We start from the raw sequence: 17,172 nt of genomic DNA on the forward strand, positions 1-17,172 counted from the left end.
GTGTTCCTTTTCACAAGATCAAAAGCCCGCCTCCAAGGGTGCGGGCTGAAAGTAGGGGCGCTATAGGCGAGATTGGCCTGTTTGGAAAGGGCAAAAGCAACGCAACAGGGGTTACAGCCATATAGATACAAATAACCCATAATCAGTATTATGTTAAATATATACCTATGTGGCCCGCTGCCTTGCGACTTTTATACCAAGGCGCTATCAGACCTGCGAGACACATTATTAAGGTATGGCCCAATGATCCCGCGTTATTCCCGCCCTGATATGGTTGCAATCTGGTCGCCAGAAACAAAGTTCCGCATCTGGTACGAGATTGAGGCCCATGCCTGCGACGCGCAAGCCCAGCTTGGCGTTATCCCGACCGAAAGCGCCGCTGCGGTCTGGAAAGCCAAGGATGTGGAATTTGATGTCGCGCGCATTGACGAGATCGAGGCCGTCACCAAACATGACGTCATCGCCTTTCTGACGCATCTGGCAGAGATTATCGGCAATGACGAAGCGCGCTTTGTGCATCAGGGCATGACCAGTTCCGACGTGCTGGACACCACATTCAATGTGCAGCTTGTGCGCGCCTCGGATTTGTTGCTGGCCGATATGGATGCGCTATTGGCCGCGCTGGAACGCCGCGCGATGGAACATAAATTCACCATCCGCATGGGACGCAGCCACGGCATACATGCCGAACCCACCACCATGGGCCTGACCTTTGCGCGCTTCTATGCCGAAATGAAGCGCAACCGCGACCGTCTGGCCGCTGCCCGCACAGAGATTGCGACAGGTGCGATTTCGGGTGCAGTTGGCACATTTGCCAATATCGACCCCTTTGTTGAAGCGCATGTCTGCGCGCAGATGGGCTTGCAGGCAGAACCGATCAGCACACAAGTCATTCCGCGCGACCGCCATGCCATGTTCTTTGCCACGCTGGGCGTGATCGCATCGAGCGTTGAGAATATTTCCATTGAAATCAGGCATATGCAGCGCACAGAGGTGCTAGAGGCTGAAGAGTTTTTCTCAAAGGGTCAAAAAGGCTCTAGCGCGATGCCGCATAAACGTAACCCTGTTCTGACTGAAAACCTGACAGGTCTGGCGCGGCTGGTGCGTATGGCCGTCATCCCCGCGATGGAGAATGTCGCACTTTGGCATGAACGCGACATCTCGCATTCCTCGGTCGAGCGGATGATCGGCCCCGACGCCACTGTCACGCTGGATTTCGCGCTTGCCCGTCTGACAGGTGTGATCGACAAACTGGTGGTCTATCCTGACAATATGATTGCGAATATGAACAAGTTTCGCGGCTTGATCCATTCGCAACGCGTGCTTCTGGCCCTGACGCAAGCCGGTGTCAGCCGTGAAGCCGCCTATGCGCTGGTGCAGCGCAATGCGATGAAGGTCTGGGAACAAGGCTGTGATTTTCTGGAAGAATTGCTGGCCGATGCCGAGGTGCGCGCCGCCATGAGCGAAGACGAGCTGCGCTCAAAATTTGACCTTGAGTATCACACAAAGCATGTCGAGACGATTTTCGGGCGGGTTTTTGACGGAAAATAACGCAAACGGCGTTGATTTCGCAAGAATCGTGCTACTGTCAGTCTCACAGCAAAAGGAGACTGACATGAAACTGAAAATCACTCTTGCTGCCGTGGCACTAAGCTTAAGCCCTGCCCTTGCCTCGGCCATGTGTTCCAGCATGAAACCCGCACAGACCGCGTCGGCCTGTGCCGAAGGTCAGGTGTGGGACGCCGCGACATCTGTCTGCGTCGAACCTGTCAGCAGTTAAGCCATAGAAGGTGACTGACAAGCGCCCCTTATCGGGGCGCTTTTTTCTGCGCGGTGCGTAAACGCTTTTTTGAGGGATCTGGCGCTAAGCTGGTGTCTGAAGTTCACGCAACGCAGAAACACCTTTATGACCAACCAACAGCCTGACACCCGGCCTGTGCCTTTGCCGCGCGCCATGGAACCTGTGCGCCCCCCGCTCTCGCCGCAGCGCGCCTTGCCAGCCGAGACTGCGCGCGCCCGGATTGACCATCTGACAGGCGCGCAAAAAGCGGCCATTGTCGTGCGCGCCCTGCTTGCATCTGGTGCAGATATTCCCTTGGCCAGCCTGCCACATGACATGCAAGCGGAACTGACCCAAACCTTGGGGCGCATGCGCCTTGTCGATCGCGCCACCATGAATGCCGTAGTTGAAGAGTTTATCGACACGCTGGGTCAGGTCGGGCTGTCCTTTCCTGAAAATCTGGACGCGGCCTTGTCGCTGGTCGAAGACAAGCTGGACCAGAAAACAGCAAGGCAACTTCGGGCCATGTCACGCGGCGGGGGGCTGGATGACACATGGATGGTGCTTGAAATGGCGCCAGACGAGATATTACTTGGCGTCTTGCAACAGGAATCGCAGGTTGTGGCGGCGGTGTTACTGTCAAAGCTCAGCATCGACAAGGCCGCGCGCCTGCTTACACAGCTTGGCCCCGAACTGGCGCAATCGCTGGCCTTGGGAATTGCGCGCACCGAAACGATTGGCCCCGATACGGTGGCGCGGATCGGGGCCACATTGGCAGATCAGATCAGCGCCACCCCCCTGCGCGCCTTTGTCGACCCGCCCAAGAAACGCGTGGGTGAAATACTGAACTCTTCCACACCCGAGATGCGCGATTCGCTGCTGCAAGGTCTGGAATCCGCAGACAGGGTGTTTGCCAGCGATGTGCGCAAATCGATCTTCACCTTTACCGATATTGCCGCGAGGGTGCAGGCGCGCGACGTGCCCGCGCTGATGCGCAGCGTAGATGACGCAGATATGTTGCTGATCATGGCATACAAGGCCGATGCCGACGCAAGCAGCATCGCATTTCTGCTGGAAAACATGTCCAAACGGGCAGCGCAGACCTTGCAAGATGACGCAAGCACCCTGCCCGCCCCCTCAGCGCAAGACTATGGCGCGGCCGCCAACCGCGTTGCGGCGGCTGTGCGCGCGCTGGTGGATGCAGAGAAAATCAGCCTGAAACCCGCCGAGGATTAAACCGCCCTGCCCCGCCTGCAAAACCGTGTGGCCGCGCTGCCAAGGGGCAAAGTCCCCGCCATTATTCCAAAACGATTTCGCCCTTGAGATGCCATAGTCGGCACCTATTGCGTTTCACATCATGCGGCGCGCTTGAAAAACCGCGCCCGCGCGGACAGGATATGCCATAGTGACAGGGCCAGAGGAAAAAATGATCAAAACCATTTCAACACATCCGATCGAGGGGCAAAAACCCGGCACTTCGGGGTTGCGCAAGAAAACCCGCGTTTTCATGGCCCCCCGCTATCTGGAAAATTTTATTCAAAGCATTTGGAACGGCATTGGTGGCGTGCAGGGCAAGATGCTGGTGATCGGCGGCGATGGGCGGTTTTTCAATGCCGAAGCTGTGCAGGTCATCGTGAAAATGGCCATCGCGGCGCGTGCCGCTAAGGTGGTCATCGGCCAGAACGGGTTGCTGTCGACGCCCGCCGCCTCTCACCTGATCCGGCTGCGCGGCGCGGATGGCGGGGTTATCCTGTCGGCCAGCCACAATCCCGGTGGGGAAGACGGCGATTTCGGGGTCAAGTTCAACACGGCCAATGGCGGCCCCGCCCCGGAATCGGTGACAGACGCCATTTTTGCCGCCACAACCACATTGACCGCGTATCAGATAGCCGAGATCGCAGATATTGACCTGTCCACTTTGGGGACTGTGCAGCTATTGGAAACGCAAGTTGAGGTGGTTGATCCGGTTGCGGATTATGCCACGCTGATGGAACAGTTGTTCGATTTCGATGCCATCCGCGCGTTGATCGCGGGCGGGTTTCGGCTGCGTTTTGACGCCATGCATGCTGTCACTGGCCCTTATGCGCATGAAATTCTGGTAACCCGTCTTGGCGCACCCGCCGACAGCGTGTTGAACGCAACCCCCCTGCCCGATTTTGGCGGCGGTCACCCGGACCCGAACCCTGTCTGGGCGCATGCCCTGATGGCCGAGATGATGGGCAAGGATGCGCCCGATTTCGGCGCGGCCTCTGACGGGGATGGGGACCGCAACATGATTTTGGGGCGCGGTGTTTATGTCACGCCCTCTGATTCGCTGGCGGTGATTGCCGCGAATGCCCATCTTGCCCCGGGCTATGCTACAGGGCTGGCGGGCGTTGCGCGCTCCATGCCCACATCTTGCGCGCTGGACCGTGTGGCGCAGGCGCGCGGGTTGGAATGCTACGCCACCCCGACCGGCTGGAAGTTTTTTGGAAATCTGCTGGATGCGGGCCGCGCCACACTGTGCGGCGAGGAATCTGCCGGCACCGGCTCGGACCATATCCGCGAGAAGGACGGGCTATGGGCCGTGCTGATGTGGCTGAACATTCTGGCCAGCAAGGGCGTCTCGGTTGCGCAGGTGATGGCAGAGCATTGGCGCGATTTCGGGCGCGATTACTATTCGCGCCATGATTACGAAGAGGTGGACGCGGGGGCCGCACAAGCCTTGATCGCTGATTTGCGTTCACGGCTGCCCGGCCTGCCCGGCCAAGTGTTTGCCGGTTTGCGCGTCGCACGGGCCGAAGATTTCGGGTATGATGATCCTGTGGACGGATCGCATACAGCGCAGCAGGGCCTACAGATATTCTTTGAGCAAGGCGCGCGGCTGGTGCTGCGCCTGTCAGGCACCGGCACCGCGGGCGCGACCCTGCGGGTCTATATGGAATGCTATGCCGCTGGCCCCGAAGGGCTGGCCCGCGATGCGCAAGAGGCCCTGGCAGATGTCATTGCCGCAACCGATGCGCTGACCGATCTCAAGACCAGACTGGAGCGCGCGGGGCCGGATGTGGTGACATAAGGGGGCTGAATGCCCCCTCTTGGCCTATGGCCAATTCACCCCCTTGAGTATTTGAAGCAAGAAAATGAGATTACAGCGCAGATGAGGATTGCGCCTGTAACTGCTGGCTGGCCTCGGCCGCTGCATCCAGCGCAAGCAGGATCGAGGCATGGCGATTGCGGTAGTCTTGCGCAGGTTTCAGCACCTCGAACCCGTTGAAGGGCGCATCGGGGACAGGGCCATTGGCTGTCAGCATGGCGCGCAACTGGTCGCGCGCGGTGGCAAGTTCCACTGCACTGCGGCCAACAACCACCTGCCCCAGTATGGCGGCCGCCGCCTGACCCAGCGCGCAGGCTTTCACATCCTGCCCGAAGCGGCTGACGCGCCCGTCCTGCATGTCGAGATCGACAATTACAGTAGACCCACATAGTGGCGAGCGGCGCTTGACGCTGGTCTGGGGCGCAGTGAGGCGCGCGTGATGCGGGATATCGGACGCCAGCGCCAGAATACGCCCGGAATAGAGTTTGATGAGATCGGCATTATCGGCCATGGCGGGTTTTCCTTGCTGGCGGGGTGCGGTATGAGCGGCACTGCTTATTTAGGGACATAGCCCATGAATTTCGATCCGCAAACCCTCCGATATGATGAAAAAGGTCTGATCCCTGCAATTGCGCAGGATCATGAGAGCGGCCAGATTCTGATGATGGCATGGATGAATGCCGATGCCGTGCGCCAGACATTGGAAACCGGACGCGTAACATACTGGTCACGCTCGCGGCAGGCGTTCTGGGTCAAGGGCGAAAGCTCTGGCCATGTGCAGAAGCTGGTCGATTTCCGGTTCGATTGCGACCGCGATTGCGTGCTGGTGGTGGTCGCGCAATCCGGGCCTGCCTGTCACACGCTGCGGCAAAGCTGTTTCTATACGGCCGTGCGCGAGGGCGCGGAAGTGGAATTGATGGCCCCGCTTATAGACCCAGCATAAGGCGGATATCCTGCGGGGTGGCGCCGTCGGATCGGAATTGCGCGATGGCGCGGGCATCGTCGCGCTTGGCAAGGCGCTTGCCTTCGCTATCGCGGATAAGCTTGTGATGATAATAGCTTGGCTGTGGAAGTTCGAGCAGCGCTTGAAGTAGAATATGGATGAAGCTTGCCTCGAACAGGTCATCGCCGCGCGTGACTTCGCTGATGCCTTGTGCGGCATCATCCACCACGACCGACAAATGGTAGCTGGTGCCCATATCGCGGCGCGACAAGACGACATCGCCGACATGTTCGAGCATCCAGTCGGGGTTTAAGGGTTGCAAAGGGGCGTGCAACGGCCCTGCCTCATGGAAAGACAGCGCTGGAACCCGCGCAAGTGCTGCGCGCAGGTTCAGGCGCAGCGCGTCATCGGGCTGCGCTTGCGCCATTGGGCGCGCGCGGCATGTGCCGGGATAAACCAGCCCGTCCGGCCCATGCACCGGCGCGCTTTCCTGCGGCGCGCTGAGGGCGGCGCGAATATCGGCGCGGCTACAGGCGCAGGGGTACAAAACGCCAAGCCCGGCCAGACGCGCAAGGGCTGCGCGATAGGCCGGCGCGCGGGTGGATTGGCGCATGACAGGCATGGGCCATGTCAGACCAAGCCAGCGCAGATCGTCATAAATCTGCGCTTCATAGTCCGCGCGGCAGCGGGATTGGTCGATATCTTCGATCCGCAAAAGGAACTGCCCTGCGCCCGCGCGCTGCGCCGCAATCAATGCCGCATAGGCATGTCCCAGATGCAAAGGGCCGGTTGGCGAGGGCGCGAAGCGGGTGATGCGCCCCTCAGGCGGCATCGCGCCCTGCATGGCCCAGCCATTCGGTGAAAGCATCCTTGGCGCGGTCGGTATAGGCTTTGTAGCGGTCGCGCCGCCCGCGCCGCCCGCCTTTGGCATCAATGGGGGGGAAGAGGCCGAAATTCACATTCATCGGCTGAAAGGTTTTCGCTTCTGCCCCGCCGGTGATGTGATGCACCAAAGCACCAAGTGCCGTTTCGCGCGGTGGCGGGGGCGCGGAGAGGCCCAGCAGTTCAGCAGCCGCCAGCCGCCCTGCAAGCAGGCCCATGGCCGCGGATTCGACATACCCCTCTACCCCCGTAATCTGCCCTGCAAAGCGGATATTGGGTTTGGAGCGCAGGCGAAGCTGGTCATCCAGCAGCGTGGGCGAATTCAGAAAAGTGTTTCGGTGAATGCCGCCAAGGCGCGCGAATGAGGCATTCTCAAGCCCGGGAATAGTTTTGAAAACAGCCGTTTGCGCGCCGTATTTCATTTTTGTCTGAAAGCCCACGATATTGTAAAGCGTGCCAAGCGCATTGTCGCGGCGCAACTGAACCACAGCATAGGGTTTGACATCGGGCGCATTGGCATTGGTCAGGCCCACAGGCTTCATCGGGCCATGGCGCAGGGTTTCGCGCCCGCGTTCGGCCATCACCTCGATCGGCAGGCAACCGTCGAAATAGCCCGCCGTCTCGCCCTCGTGGAACTCGGTTTTGTCGGCGGCCAGAAGCGCGTCGATGAATGCCTCGTATTGGTCGCGGGTCATGGGGCAGTTCAGATAGGCTTTACGCTCTTCCTCTGTCTCGCCCTTGTCATAGCGCGACTGGAACCATGCTTTCGACATATCGACCGAGTCGAAATAGACGATAGGCGCAATCGCGTCAAAAAAGGCCAGCGCATCGCGGCCGGTTTGCGCAGCAATCGCCTGCCCCAGCGCATCCGAGGTTAGCGGCCCAGTCGCAATGATCCAGTGCCCGTCATCGGGCAATGTGTTGATCTCGCCGCGTTCCAGCCGGATATTGGGATGGGCCAGCAGTTTTTCGGTTACCGCTTTGGCAAATGCATCGCGGTCCACTGCCAGCGCGCCGCCTGCGGGCAGGGAATGACGGTCTGCCATATCCATGATAATGCCACCCGCCGCGCGCATTTCCCAATGCAGCAGGCCCACCGCATTTTGTTCATCATCATCAGAGCGGAAGGAGTTGGAACAGACCATTTCCGCCAGATACTCGGTCTGGTGCGCGAAAGTGCCTTGGGTGGGGCGCATTTCATGCAGCACCACCTGAACGCCCATATGGGCCGCCTGCCATGCCGCTTCGGACCCGGCCATGCCGCCGCCAACGATGTGAAGTGTCTTGCTCATGTCACCACCTGTTCTGTTATGGCCCAGATAGCCAGTGCGCACCGCTTTGGCAAATAAGATGCATAAAAAAAACCGCCGCACATGCGGGCGGGCATGGCGGCGGCAGGCTGGGTCAGAAGTCAGAGCGAGGCAGTGTAAGCGGCAGTCTGACCCACAGGCAGTCAGGTAAACAGCGGCAGATGCAGCGTGGCAAAAACCAGAACACCAAGCGCCAGCGCGCCTGCAAGATCTTGCCAGAAAGCGGGGTTTGATTTGCGGTTCATGCCATCCTCCATCAAGTGTTGCTACTTTGTTCTCATATTATCCCGAATCGGTCAAGAACATTTTAGGAACCTATCCAACAGAGAGGTAGCGAATGGCTTTGTCCTGTTCCATCAGCCATAGCAGAACGCGCGCCGCCTGCCCGCGGGCGCTGGTCAGGTCGGGGTCGGTATGCAGCAGGGTGCGCGCGTCGCTTTGGGCGATGGCCATCAATCCGGCCTGAGTTTCCATATCGCCTACACGAAAGCGCGGCAGCCCCGATTGCGCTGTGCCAATCAGATCGCCCGCGCCGCGAATGGCCATGTCTTCTTCGGCAATGCGAAACCCGTCTTCCGTGTCGCGCAGCAGTTTCAGCCGCCGCGATGCTGTCTCGCCCAACGGGGGTTCATACATCAGCAAACAGGTCGAGGCCGCGGCCCCGCGGCCCACGCGCCCGCGCAACTGGTGCAACTGCGCCAGCCCGAAACTCTCGGCCCGCTCGATCACCATGATCGAGGCATTGGGCACATTCACCCCCACTTCAATAACCGTGGTCGCCACCAGCAATTTGGTGTCCCCCGCCACAAACCGCGCCATGGCCGCGTCTTTCTCGGCAGGGGGGAGCTGGCCATGCACCAACCCCACAACCCCTTCGCCCAATGTGGCGCACAAATGCTCGAATCGCGCATGCGCGGCAGTCAGGGTGCTGACCTCGGATTCTTCAACCAGCGGGCAGACCCAATAGGCCTGCCGCCCCTCGGCCATGGCGCTGTGCAGATGTGCCACCACTTCATCCATCCGCGCGGTCGAAACAAGCGCGGTTTGCACAGGTTTGCGGCCGGGTGGTTTTTCATCCAGCACCGAGACATCCATATCCCCATATTGCGCCAGCGCGAGCGAGCGGGGAATGGGCGTGGCCGTCATGACCAGCACATCCGCGCCATCGCCCTTGGCGGCAAGTGCCGCGCGTTGCGCCACGCCAAAACGGTGCTGTTCATCGACCACGGCAAGGCGCAGGTCGCAAAACTCCACGCCTTTTTGAAATACCGCATGGGTGCCGACGACAATCTGCAAACGCCCCTCGGCCAATGCGGCCAGTTTGGCGGCGCGTTCTGCCCCCTTGTCGCGCCCTGTCAGCAAGGCCAGCGAAATGCCTGCCGCCTGCGCAAGCGGGGCAAGGCTTTCCATATGCTGGCGCGCCAGAATCTCGGTCGGGGCCATCATCACGCCCTGCCCGCCCGCCTCGACCGCGACAAGAAGCGCCATCAGTGCCACAAGTGTTTTGCCCGCGCCGACATCGCCCTGCAACAGCCGGTTCATGCGACTCTCGGCAGCCATATCGGCAGCAATCTCGGCAATGGCGCGGCGCTGCGCGCCTGTCGGGGCATAGTCCAGCGCAGCCAGAACCTTGGCTTGTAACACCCCTGTGCCAGCACTGGCCCGGCCGGGTTTGCGGCGCTGGCGCGCGCGGGCTAGTGCAAGGGTCAGTTGGTGGGCCAGAAATTCGTCATAGGCCAGCCGCATGCGCGCGGGGTGTGACGCGGCCAGATCGCGCAATTGCGCGGGCTGATGCGCCGTGGCGATGGCTGTGTGCCAGTCCGGCCAGCCTTCGCGGGCCTTCAAGGCGGGATCGATCCATTCTGCCAGTACCGGCACACGGGTCAGCGCGCCCGCAACTGCCTTGGCCATAAGCTTCGCGCTGACACCGGCACAAAGCGCATAGACCGCTTCGGCCTGCGGCAGATCGCCCCCTTCATCGGGGCGCAGAATATGGTCAGGATGCACCATCTGGGCAATCCCGTCGAACAACTCGACCTTGCCAGAGACAAGCCGCCTTTGCCCCGTTGGCAGCAGCTTTTGCAGATAATCGCCGCGCGCATGGAAGAACACCAACTGGAACTCGCCCAGCGCATCTTGCACATGCACACGGTAGGGCCGCCCACGATTGCGCGGCGGGTGGTGCGCGCCGATTGTCACCTCGACCGTGGCCGTGGCCGGAAATTCCAGCCCGCGCAAACTGTCGCGGCGGGTGCGGTCGATCAGGTTATGGGGCAGATGAAAGATCAGATCGCGCGGTGTTTCGATATGCAAGGCACTGAAACTCTTGGCCGTTTTCGGCCCAACCCCCTCTAGCGTTTCCAGCCCTGCAAACAGCGGAAACAGAGTTTCGGGCCGCCCCGCCATGTCAGGCGGCCCCGATCAGGGCAAGCCACGCATCTTCGTCAATCACCTCAACCCCCAGATCAGCGGCTTTCTTGGCTTTGCTGCCTGCCCCCGGACCGGCCACCAGAATATCGGTTTTGGCAGAGACAGATCCTGCAACCTTGGCGCCCAGCGCCTCGGCGCGGGCTTTCGCCTCGGCGCGGGTCATCCGCTCCAGCGTGCCGGTGAAGACGACGGTTTTGCCTGCCACAGGGCTGTCAGAGGCGCGTGCCTGTGCCGCAATAACCTCCAGACAGGCGGCAAGCGCGTCAATCTCCTCTGCCTCTGCCTGAAAGCTGGTCAGAAGCGAATTGGCCATGACAGGGCCGACACCATCTATCGAGATCAGATCGGCATGGGCGGGGCTTTGCGCATCGGATGCAGCTTGCATCGCATGGCGGAAATCCTGCCATGTGCCGTAATGGGCCGCCAGCATCCCTGCCGATGTCTCGCCCACATGGCGGATGCCCAGCGCGAAGATCAGCCGCGCAAGGGGGATGCGGCGTTTGTCGTCAATCGCGTCAAACAGGTTCAGCGCCGATTTCTCGCCCCAGCCTTCGCGGTTTTTCAACTGGCGTGGCTGGCCCGGCCCGAAGCGGTCCTTCAGAGTGAAGATGTCTTGCGGGGTTTTGATCCAGCCATCGCGCCAGAATGCCTCGACCTGTTTTGCGCCCAAACCTTCAATATCAAAAGCCGCGCGGCTGACAAAATGCTTCAACCGCTCGACCGCTTGCGCAGGGCAGATAAGCCCGCCGCTGCACCGGCGCACCGAATCGCCGGGTTCGCGGATGGCGGGGCTGTTGCATTCGGGGCAGGTTTCGGGAAAGCGGTAGGGCTGCGCATCTTCCAGTCTGCGTGCAGGGTCAATATCGCGGATTTTCGGGATCACGTCGCCTGCGCGGTACACCTCGACCCAGTCGCCGATGCGAATGTCGCGCCCGTCCCGAATGGGCTGCCCTTTTGAATCGCGCCCTGCAATATAGTCTTCATTATGCAGCGTGGCGTTTGACACCACGACCCCGCCAACCGTCACAGGTTTCAGCCGCGCAACGGGGCTAAGCGCGCCGGTGCGCCCCACCTGAATGTCGATGCCCAACACTTCGGTCCATGCCAGTTCGGCCGGGAATTTATGTGCAATCGCCCAGCGCGGCGTGGTCGAGCGCAGGCCAAGGCGGTCTTGCAAGGCCAGATCATCCAGCTTGTAGACCACGCCATCAATGTCATAGCCCAGATTGGCGCGCTGCTGTGCGATCAGGGCGTATTGGGCAAGCATCTGGTCCAGCGTTTCACACAGCCGGAACAAAGGGTTGGTGACAAAGTCCAGGCGCGCCAGCCGGTGAATTGCGTCACTTTGCGTCTCGGCCAGCGGCTGTGACAGCTCGCCCCAGGCATAGGCGAAAAAGCGCAGGGGGCGGGCACGGGTAATCATCGGGTCCAGCTGGCGCAAGGAGCCGGCGGCGGCATTGCGCGGATTGGCAAAAGTCTTGCCCCCGATGGCCGCCTGCCGTGTGTTAAGGTCTGCGAAATCCGCATGCGACATATACACTTCGCCGCGGACTTCGAGAATATCGGGCGCATTGGTCAACTGCTGCGGAATATCGCGGATCGTACGCGCGTTTGCGGTGACATCCTCGCCGGTTTCGCCATCGCCGCGCGTGGCCGCATGGCGCAGGGTGCCGTTTTCATAGCGCAATGACAGTGACAACCCGTCGATCTTAGGCTCGACCGTAAAGCGCAGCGGGGCCGTGTCGGGCAGGCCCAGAAAACGCCGGATACCGGCAACAAAATCCTCGGCATCGGTATCGTCAAAGGCATTGGCCAATGACAGCATCCGGCGGGCATGGCGGATTTTGCCAAAGCCTTCGGCAGGGGCCGCGCCAATGGTCAGGCTTGGGCTGTCATCGCGCATCAGCGCGGGAAAGCGCGCCTCAATCTCGGCATTGCGGCGGCGCAGCGCATCATATTGCGCATCCGACATGATCGGTGCGTCATCGGTATGATAGGCGCGATCTGCCCGCGCAATCGCCTCGCCTAGCCGCGCCAGTTCGGCCCGTGCCATTGCTTCGTCAAGTTCCTCTACCGGATGCGTGTGTGCTGTTTCATCCGAACCAGTGCCGTGTGTCACTGCCTTGCCCCTGCCATTCACCCCTTGCCGCCATGTGATAGGTCTGCAAGGCGGTCAGGTCCAGCCCAAAGGCAAGGCGGACGCGTCACGCCGATATTGCATCCTGCGCGGCGTAATCCGACCCGATCGCAGGATCGCGCAGCACATACCCCCGCCCCCAGACAGTATCGATATAATTTTCGCCCTCTGTCGCTTCGGTCAGTTTTTTGCGCAGCTTGCAGATGAACACATCGATAATTTTCAATTCCGGTTCATCCATCCCCCCATAAAGGTGGTTCAAAAACATCTCTTTGGTCAGGGTCGTGCCTTTGCGCAGGCTAAGCAATTCAAGCATCTGGTATTCCTTGCCGGTCAGATGCACGGTCTGCCCTGCCACATCCACGGTTTTGGCATCCAGATTGACGGCAATCTTGCCTGTGCGGATAACAGATTGCGCATGCCCCTTGCTGCGGCGGATGATGGCGTGAATACGCGCCACCAGTTCTTCGCGGTGGAATGGCTTGGTCAGGTAATCATCCGCCCCGCCCCCAAATCCGCGCAGCTTGGTGTTTGTGTCACAATCACCCGTCAGAATAAGGATGGGGGTGTCGATACGCGCCAGCCGTATCTGGCGCAACACATCCAGCCCTTCCATATCGGGCAGGTTCAGATCCAGCAGGATCAGATCGTAATCATACAACTTGCTCAATTCGATCGCATCTTCACCAAGATCGGTGGAATATACATTGAAATCGGAATGCGTCAGCATCATCTCGATGCTGCGAGAGGTGGTCGGGTCATCTTCAACAAGCAAGACACGCATCTGGATTCTCCTTTGAAGGTGCTACCCTGAACTTTCTCGCAAAAACGTTAACTCTCCGTTACCGGACAGGAATACGATATGTGATCAACCTATGAGTGTCTATATTTCTGCAATGCAGTCACCTTCAGCGCGTCGATTCCGTGGTCTGTGACAGCATTTTGCCAGAAATCGAACTCTTCCTCCGACAGATCATAGCGTTCCAACGCGGCTTTTCTTGTCAGAAGCCCCGATTCGACAGCCCTGATGACAATGGCCTTGCGGCTGGCGACCCAGCGCCGCGTATCGGCTGGCGGAAGATCCGCCAGACTGAGAATCGAGCCATCTTTCAAGGTTACAGCGCGCGGCCCATCAACACGTTTGATATACATATTACAGTCCTTCTTCACCCTTACCCAATGGATGAAGACAGAATCACCGCATCTGATTAATTCCCGGTTGATTGAAATCGCATCTGGCCCTTGAGAATAGTGAGGATTTTCTTATATTTTGATCCATTCAATGGAGATCGTCACATGCCCTATGACCCGCCCCTCAATTCGCTGGGCCTGCCGAAACCTGTCGCCGAAACGCGCGTTGTCGTTGCCATGTCGGGGGGCGTGGACAGTTCTGTTGTGGCCGCGGAACTTGCGCGCGAGGGGTATGACGTGGTGGGCGTGACCTTGCAGCTCTATGACCACGGCGCCGCTTTGGCAAAGAAAGGGGCCTGCTGCGCCGGGCGCGACATTCATGATGCGCGCCGTGTGGCCGAGGAAATGGGCTTTGCGCATTATGTGCTGGATTACGAATCGCATTTCCGCGAATCAGTCATTGATGAATTCGCCGATGCCTATCTGGCGGGTGCGACGCCTGTGCCCTGCATCCGCTGCAACGAGCGGGTGAAATTCCGCGACCTGCTGGAAACGGCAAAGGATCTGGGGGCCGATTGCATGGCGACGGGCCATTACATCCAGCGCAAGATGGGCCTGCATGGGGCAGAGCTGCACCGCGCCGCCGACCCCGTGCGCGACCAGAGTTATTTTCTGTTCTCGACCACGCGCGCGCAGCTGGACTATCTGCGCTTTCCGCTGGGCCATCTGCAAACCAAGGCCGAAACCCGCGCGCTGGCCGCACGGCACGGATTAAGCGTGGCGGACAAGCCCGACAGTCAGGATATCTGCTTTGTGCCGGATGGAAATTATGCAGGCGTGATCGAGAAATTGCGCCCCGGTGCGGCCGACCCCGGCGAGATTGTCGATCTGCAAGGCCGGGTTCTGGGCACGCATCGCGGGGTGATCCATTACACGATCGGCCAGCGCAAGGGTTTGGGGATCGGTGGGCTGGCGGACCCGTTATATGTGGTGCGGCTGGACCCTGTTGCCCGTCATGTGGTTGTGGGGCCAAAAGCGGCACTGGCCACGCGCACAGTGCCGGTGCGCGAGATCAACTGGCTGGGCGATATCCCCTTCACCGACCAGAGCGAATGGGAACTGGAAGTCAAGCTGCGCTCGACCCGCCCGCCTGCGCCTGCGATCCTGCGCCCCCTATCGGCGACAGAAGCAGAGGTTGAATTGCTGACGCCGGAAGAAGGCATCAGCCCCGGACAGGCCTGTGTGTTCTACGCACCCGACAGCAGCCGCGTCTTTGGCGGCGGCTGGATCTGGAAAGGGCGTTGAAGAAAGGGGGGCGCTGCCCCCCTCTTGGCCTTGCGGCCAATTCACCCCCCGGAGTATTTGGGGCAAGAAAATGTTGGGGCGGTGTGTGCAGATGAAACCCTTGATCATGACCTGTGGCGATCCCTCCGGGATAGGCCCCGAGATCGCGCTGAAGGCGCATCGCGCGCTGGGGGCGCGAGGGGGAGTCATCTGGCTGGGGGACCCGGAGCATTTGCCTGACGGGGCACGCTGGGAGGTGATTTCAACACCGCAAGAGGCGGGGCGCGTTGCGCAGGGCCATTTGCCGGTGATGCGCCATGCCTTTCCCGCGCCCGCAATTGCCGGCTTGCCCGACCCGTTGAATGCAAGCGCCGTGATCGAGGTGATCGCGCGGGCGGTGGCCCTGGTGCAATCGGGTGCGGCAGCGGGTGTTGTGACCTGCCCGATCAACAAGGCCGCGCTGAAATCGGGGGCGGGGTTTGCCTTTCCCGGCCATACCGAGTTTCTGGCCGATCTGGCAGGGGTAGACCGCGTTGTCATGATGCTGGCCTGTGACGCCTTGCGGGTTGTGCCTGTGACGATACATATGCCGCTGCAGGATGTGGCGCGCAGTCTGACACAGCCCTTGCTGGAAGAGACTTTGCGCATCACCCATGCCGCCCTGATCCGTGATTTCGGCATTGCCGCGCCGCGACTGGCCGTGGCGGGGCTGAACCCCCATGCAGGCGAAGGCGGGCTGATGGGGCATGAGGACGCCACAGTCATTGCGCCTGTTCTGGACCGTTTGCGGGCCGAGGGCATGGCCCTGTCCGGCCCCTTGCCTGCGGATACGATGTTTCATCCCGCAGCACGGGCGCGCTATGATGCGGCGATCTGCATGTATCATGATCAGGCATTGATCCCGATCAAGACGATTGATTTTGCCCATGGGGTGAATGTGACGCTGGGCCTGCCTTTTATCCGCACATCGCCCGATCATGGCACGGCCTATGATATTGCAGGCAAGGGGGTGGCGGATGCGTCCTCTCTGATAGCGGCAGTGAAGATGGCGCAGGATATGGCGGGGCGGCGGCAATGATCGACACCCTGCCCCCGCTGCGCGACGTGATCCGCGATCACGACCTGCGCGCAAAGAAAAGTTTTGGGCAGAATTTCCTGCTGGATCTGAACCTGACAGCACGGATTGCGCGCGCGGCGGGAGATTTGTCTGGCGCGGATGTGCTGGAGGTTGGCCCCGGTCCAGGCGGATTGACCCGCGGTTTGCTGGCCGAAGGCGCGCGGCGCGTGCTGGCGATTGAAAAAGATGCGCGCTGCATGGCCCCTCTGGCGGAAATCGCGGCCGCCTATCCGGGCAGGCTGCTGGTGATCGAGGGGGATGCGCTGGAGGTGGACGCGCTGGCGCATCTGACCCCGCCCGTCAAGATAGTGTCGAACCTGCCCTATAATGTGGGAACAGAACTTCTGATCCGCTGGATGACGCCCAAGGACTGGCCCCCGTTCTGGGACAGCCTGACGCTGATGTTCCAGCGCGAAGTGGCCGAGCGTATTGTCGCGCGTCCGGGCAGCAAGGCCTATGGGCGCTTGGCGCTGATGGTGCAATGGCGCGCGGATGCGCGCATTGTCCTGACCCTGCCGCCCGAAGCCTTTACGCCCGCGCCCAAAGTCAGCTCTGCGGTTGTGCATATCACGCGATTGGCAGAGCCTCGCTTCCCTGCCAAAGCGGCGATATTGGAGCGCGTTGTTGCTGCCGGTTTCAACCAGCGCCGAAAAATGCTGCGCGCGGCATTGCGCGGGCTGCACCCCCGGATTGAAGAGCTGCTGGTCGCCGCAGGCATTCCCCCCACTGCGCGCGCCGAGGAAATCGGGCTGGAAGCCTGGTGCCACCTGGCGCGGTTGCTGGAGGGGCGCGCGGTCTGACGCCATCCGGATGTGCTGGCCATGAAAAAGCCACCTCGGGCGTCCCGAGGTGGCACAGTCGGTACCCGCATCGGCGGTACAGGGAGGAAAATCTGCTCAAGCCCGGATAAATTTGGCTTGAAAAGATGATTCAAATTAAAATGATTTCGATCACGCGTCCTTGATCTGGATCAAAAATCCATCCTTCCTGTAGAGTTTTTGACAATCCCGCCAGACAGATGGCATTGCAGCCGATACGGAAACGCCCAAGGCCCCAAAGGCGACATCTTGGTGAAAGATGCTTAA

The 17,172-nt window shown here is 60.4% G+C and carries 15 protein-coding genes; 8 read left to right on the forward strand and 7 right to left on the reverse strand.

Annotated features, from left to right (window positions below):
- Positions 1-243: 243 nt before the first annotated feature.
- From purB to BG455_RS05175, 4 genes are all read left to right on the forward strand, one after another.
- The gene (gene purB / locus BG455_RS05165) at positions 244-1,551 is read left to right on the forward strand and encodes an adenylosuccinate lyase (protein ID WP_071468900.1); all 1,308 of its coding nucleotides are present in this window, start codon (positions 244-246) and stop codon (positions 1,549-1,551) included.
- A 64-nt stretch (positions 1,552-1,615) separates the two neighbouring features.
- On the forward strand, positions 1,616-1,780 hold the full coding sequence (locus BG455_RS17265; RefSeq protein ID WP_170124682.1) for a hypothetical protein: 165 nt from the start codon (positions 1,616-1,618) through the stop codon (positions 1,778-1,780).
- 126 nt (positions 1,781-1,906) lie between these two features.
- Entirely contained in the window at positions 1,907-3,016 is a 1,110-nt protein-coding gene (locus BG455_RS05170) for a FliG C-terminal domain-containing protein (RefSeq protein ID WP_084386140.1), read from the forward strand.
- A gap of 190 nt (positions 3,017-3,206) precedes the next feature.
- Positions 3,207-4,835, forward strand: coding sequence for an alpha-D-glucose phosphate-specific phosphoglucomutase (locus BG455_RS05175; protein WP_071469135.1), 1,629 nt, complete (start codon positions 3,207-3,209; stop codon positions 4,833-4,835).
- Between the two features lie 70 nt (positions 4,836-4,905).
- On the opposite strand, the gene BG455_RS05180 is transcribed toward BG455_RS05175, so the two are convergent.
- The gene (locus tag BG455_RS05180; protein ID WP_071468901.1) at positions 4,906-5,364 is read right to left on the reverse strand and encodes an iron-sulfur cluster assembly scaffold protein; all 459 of its coding nucleotides are present in this window, start codon (positions 5,362-5,364) and stop codon (positions 4,906-4,908) included.
- 63 nt (positions 5,365-5,427) lie between these two features.
- On the opposite strand from BG455_RS05180, the gene hisI reads away from it, so the two are divergent.
- The gene (gene hisI / locus BG455_RS05185; protein ID WP_071468902.1) at positions 5,428-5,796 is read left to right on the forward strand and encodes a phosphoribosyl-AMP cyclohydrolase; all 369 of its coding nucleotides are present in this window, start codon (positions 5,428-5,430) and stop codon (positions 5,794-5,796) included.
- Here the strand turns inward: hisI and gluQRS are convergent.
- The 6 genes from gluQRS to sciP all read right to left on the reverse strand — a co-directional run bounded on the left by gluQRS (position 5,780) and on the right by sciP (position 13,707).
- On the reverse strand, positions 5,780-6,664 hold the full coding sequence (gluQRS, locus tag BG455_RS05190; protein ID WP_245735481.1) for a tRNA glutamyl-Q(34) synthetase GluQRS: 885 nt from the start codon (positions 6,662-6,664) through the stop codon (positions 5,780-5,782). The two genes, hisI and gluQRS, sit on opposite strands and share 17 nt — an antisense overlap.
- Positions 6,618-7,970 (reverse strand): methylenetetrahydrofolate--tRNA-(uracil(54)-C(5))-methyltransferase (FADH(2)-oxidizing) TrmFO, encoded by a 1,353-nt coding sequence (trmFO, locus tag BG455_RS05195; protein ID WP_071468903.1) that lies wholly within the window; start codon positions 7,968-7,970, stop codon positions 6,618-6,620. The genes gluQRS and trmFO overlap by 47 nt, the downstream gene beginning before the upstream one ends.
- Before the next feature lie 333 nt (positions 7,971-8,303).
- Positions 8,304-10,394 carry an ATP-dependent DNA helicase RecG gene (recG, locus tag BG455_RS05200; protein ID WP_071468904.1) on the reverse strand — a complete coding sequence of 697 codons (2,091 nt, stop codon included), beginning with the start codon at positions 10,392-10,394 and terminating at the stop codon, positions 8,304-8,306.
- A gap of 1 nt (position 10,395) precedes the next feature.
- Positions 10,396-12,471 (reverse strand): NAD-dependent DNA ligase LigA, encoded by a 2,076-nt coding sequence (ligA, locus tag BG455_RS05205; RefSeq protein ID WP_084386141.1) that lies wholly within the window; start codon positions 12,469-12,471, stop codon positions 10,396-10,398.
- Positions 12,472-12,622: 151 nt separating this feature from the next.
- Positions 12,623-13,339 (reverse strand): response regulator transcription factor CtrA, encoded by a 717-nt coding sequence (ctrA, locus tag BG455_RS05210; protein ID WP_071468905.1) that lies wholly within the window; start codon positions 13,337-13,339, stop codon positions 12,623-12,625.
- Positions 13,340-13,428: 89 nt separating this feature from the next.
- A complete protein-coding gene (sciP, locus tag BG455_RS05215; RefSeq protein ID WP_071468906.1) occupies positions 13,429-13,707 on the reverse strand; it encodes a CtrA inhibitor SciP in 279 nt (92 codons plus the stop codon).
- Positions 13,708-13,851: 144 nt separating this feature from the next.
- Between sciP and mnmA the strand changes: the two genes are divergently transcribed.
- The 3 genes from mnmA (at position 13,852) to rsmA (ending at position 16,887) form a co-directional block, all read left to right on the forward strand.
- On the forward strand, positions 13,852-14,991 hold the full coding sequence (gene mnmA, locus BG455_RS05220; RefSeq protein ID WP_071468907.1) for a tRNA 2-thiouridine(34) synthase MnmA: 1,140 nt from the start codon (positions 13,852-13,854) through the stop codon (positions 14,989-14,991).
- Between the two features lie 91 nt (positions 14,992-15,082).
- Entirely contained in the window at positions 15,083-16,048 is a 966-nt protein-coding gene (gene pdxA / locus BG455_RS05225; protein ID WP_071469138.1) for a 4-hydroxythreonine-4-phosphate dehydrogenase PdxA, read from the forward strand.
- Positions 16,045-16,887 (forward strand): 16S rRNA (adenine(1518)-N(6)/adenine(1519)-N(6))-dimethyltransferase RsmA, encoded by an 843-nt coding sequence (rsmA, locus tag BG455_RS05230; protein ID WP_071468908.1) that lies wholly within the window; start codon positions 16,045-16,047, stop codon positions 16,885-16,887. The genes pdxA and rsmA overlap by 4 nt, the downstream gene beginning before the upstream one ends.
- Positions 16,888-17,172: the final 285 nt, after the last annotated feature.

This window comes from Roseinatronobacter thiooxidans, assembly GCF_001870675.1.
In the GTDB taxonomy this organism is placed as follows: domain Bacteria; phylum Pseudomonadota; class Alphaproteobacteria; order Rhodobacterales; family Rhodobacteraceae; genus Roseinatronobacter; species Roseinatronobacter thiooxidans.